This is a genomic window from Vibrio sp. 10N.261.52.A1 (assembly GCF_002876325.1).
Classification (GTDB): domain Bacteria; phylum Pseudomonadota; class Gammaproteobacteria; order Enterobacterales; family Vibrionaceae; genus Vibrio; species Vibrio chagasii.
Genome location: NZ_MCYD01000866.1, coordinates 1 through 2,436 on the forward strand (window position 1 = coordinate 1; position 2,436 = coordinate 2,436).

At 41.0% G+C, this 2,436-nt stretch carries 1 protein-coding gene and 1 pseudogene; both read left to right on the forward strand.

Annotated features, from left to right (window positions below):
- Window positions 1-75: 75 nt before the first annotated feature.
- A complete protein-coding gene (locus tag BCT81_RS18580) occupies window positions 76-1,653 on the forward strand; it encodes a class I SAM-dependent DNA methyltransferase (protein WP_347232116.1) in 1,578 nt (525 codons plus the stop codon).
- A pseudogene (locus BCT81_RS18585) lies at window positions 1,637-2,436 on the forward strand (restriction endonuclease subunit S); the annotation flags it as partial. The gene BCT81_RS18580 and the pseudogene BCT81_RS18585, both read left to right, overlap by 17 nt.

Here is a 2,436-nt window from a genome sequence, read left to right on the forward strand (position 1 = left end):
CTTATTTCTTTCTTCTGGTTGATACTTTCCTAATGCTGTAAAATTAGCAACAAATTTCGCATGGCAAACAAGAACATGGCTAAGAAACCAGCAGCAAATAAAAAAGAAAAATCATTTGAAGAAACACTCTGGGATGCGGCAAACAAGCTGCGTGGTAGTGTTGAATCGTCAGAATACAAACACATTGTACTGAGCCTGATTTTCCTCAAGTTTATCAGTGATACATTTGATAAACAGCGCCAAAAGCTAATTGATTCAGGGCTGGAAAAGCACATTGATATGGTTCCAGCCTACACCAAAGACAATGTGTTTTATTTACCAGAAAACAGTCGTTGGAGCTTTGTTCAGCAAAACGCTAAACAAGAAGATATTGCCTTAAAGATCGATACTGCTTTAAGCACCATCGAGAAAACCAACAAAGCACTACAAGGCGCATTGCCTGATAACTATTTCTCTCGTCTTGGTTTGGATGTCAGCAAGCTATCTGCACTGATCGATGTGATTAACAACATCGACACCCTAGCGAATCCGCACGAAGATGTGGTAGGCCGAGTCTACGAATATTTCTTGTCTAAATTTGCGATTGCAGAGGGTAAGGGTAAGGGCGAGTTCTATACACCAAAGAGCATCGTTAACCTAATCGCAGAATTGATTGAGCCATACAAAGGTAAAATCTATGACCCTTGTTGTGGTTCGGGCGGTATGTTTGTTCAGTCAATGAAGTTCATTGAGAACCACAAAGGCAACAAGAAAGATATTTCTGTGTATGGTCAAGAGTATACAGGTGCAACCTACAAACTAGCGAAAATGAACCTCGCTATTCGTGGCATCTCTGCCAACCTTGGCGCAGCCGCCAAAGATACCTTTGCTAATGATCAGCACGAAACTCTTAAAGCTGACTTTATTATGGCAAACCCGCCATTTAACCAAAAAGATTGGCGAGCTTCCGATGAGCTGGTTGATGATCATCGTTGGGACGGCTACGAAACACCACAAACAGGCAATGCCAACTATGGTTGGATTTTGCATATGGTTTCTAAGCTGTCTGAAAACGGTGTGGCTGGATTTATTCTAGCTAACGGTGCGTTATCTGGTGATGGTACAGAAAAGGCTATTCGCCAGAAACTTGTCGAGAATGGCTTAGTGGAAGCGATCATCATTCTGCCGATGAAGATGTTCTATACCACCGATATCAGCGTGACACTTTGGGTTATTAATAAGAACAAGAAAGAGAGAACGGTTCCACACGAAGATCTGACTCGTCATTACCGTAACCGTGAAGACAAAGTTCTGTTTATGGATTTACGTAAACACGGTGAAGCATTTGAGAAAAAGTACGTCCAATTCTCTCCAGAGAAAATCTCTGAAATTGCTGAAACGCTTCACACTTGGCAAGAAGTGCGAGCCGAGACGGAATACAAAGATATTGCAGAGTATTGTTACTCTGCGACTAAAGAAGAGATCGCAGCAAAAGACTACTCATTAGTGCCAAGTAAATACATCGAGTTTAAGAATCACGATGAAGATGTTGATTTTGACCAGAAAATGAGTCAAATGCGAGATGACTTTACAGCACTATTGAAGCAAGAAGAAAAGTCTAAATCGGAACTTTTATCTGTATTTGAAGAGTTGGGTTATGAGATCACACTATAAGCGTATTGGTGATTACGTCACCCAAATCAAACTAAAAAATACGGATGACTCTGTCTCTTCGCTTAAAGGGATAAACATCAATAAACACTTTATGCCTTCGGTTGCGAACATCAATGGTACAGATCTAAGCAAGTACCGAGTTGTTAAGAAAAATCAATTTGCATTTAACCCAATGCACGTTGGCCGAGATGAAGTGTTGCCCATTTCAATGCTTGAAGATGATGAACCAATTATTGTATCGCCAGCATATGTGGTTTTTGAGGTAAAGGATGAAGAAGAGCTTTTACCTGCATATCTGATGATGTGGTGCAGACGCTCTGAGTTCGACCGAAACGCTTGGTTTATGACTGACAATAGTGTTCGTGGTGGTTTTAGCTGGGCTGACTTTTGCGATATGGAACTACCAATCCCATCTATAGAAAAGCAGCGCGAAATCGTGCGTGAATACAATGTGGTGAATGACCGTATTGCACTCAACGAACAACTTACTCAAAAGCTAGAAGATACCGCTCAAGCTATTTACAAACAATGGTTTGTCGATTTTGAGTTCCCGATATCAAAAGAATACGCAGAATCCATCGGTAAGCCTGAACTAGAAGGGAAGCCTTACAAGTCTTCAGGTGGTGAGATGAAGCATTGTGAAGAATTAGAAAAAAATATACCTGATGGTTGGTCATTCGGAAACCTTAGCGATATGTCTGATTTGATTGATGGAGACCGTGGCAAAAACTACCCAAGCAAAGAGCAAATGAAAGCTCAAGGGTATTGTTTGTTTCTGAATAC

Excerpts from the sequence above, each read along its gene's own strand:
- BCT81_RS18580 (WP_347232116.1), top strand. The coding sequence starts at position 76 with ATGGCTAAGAAACCAGCAGCAAATAAAAAAGAAAAATCATTTGAAGAA.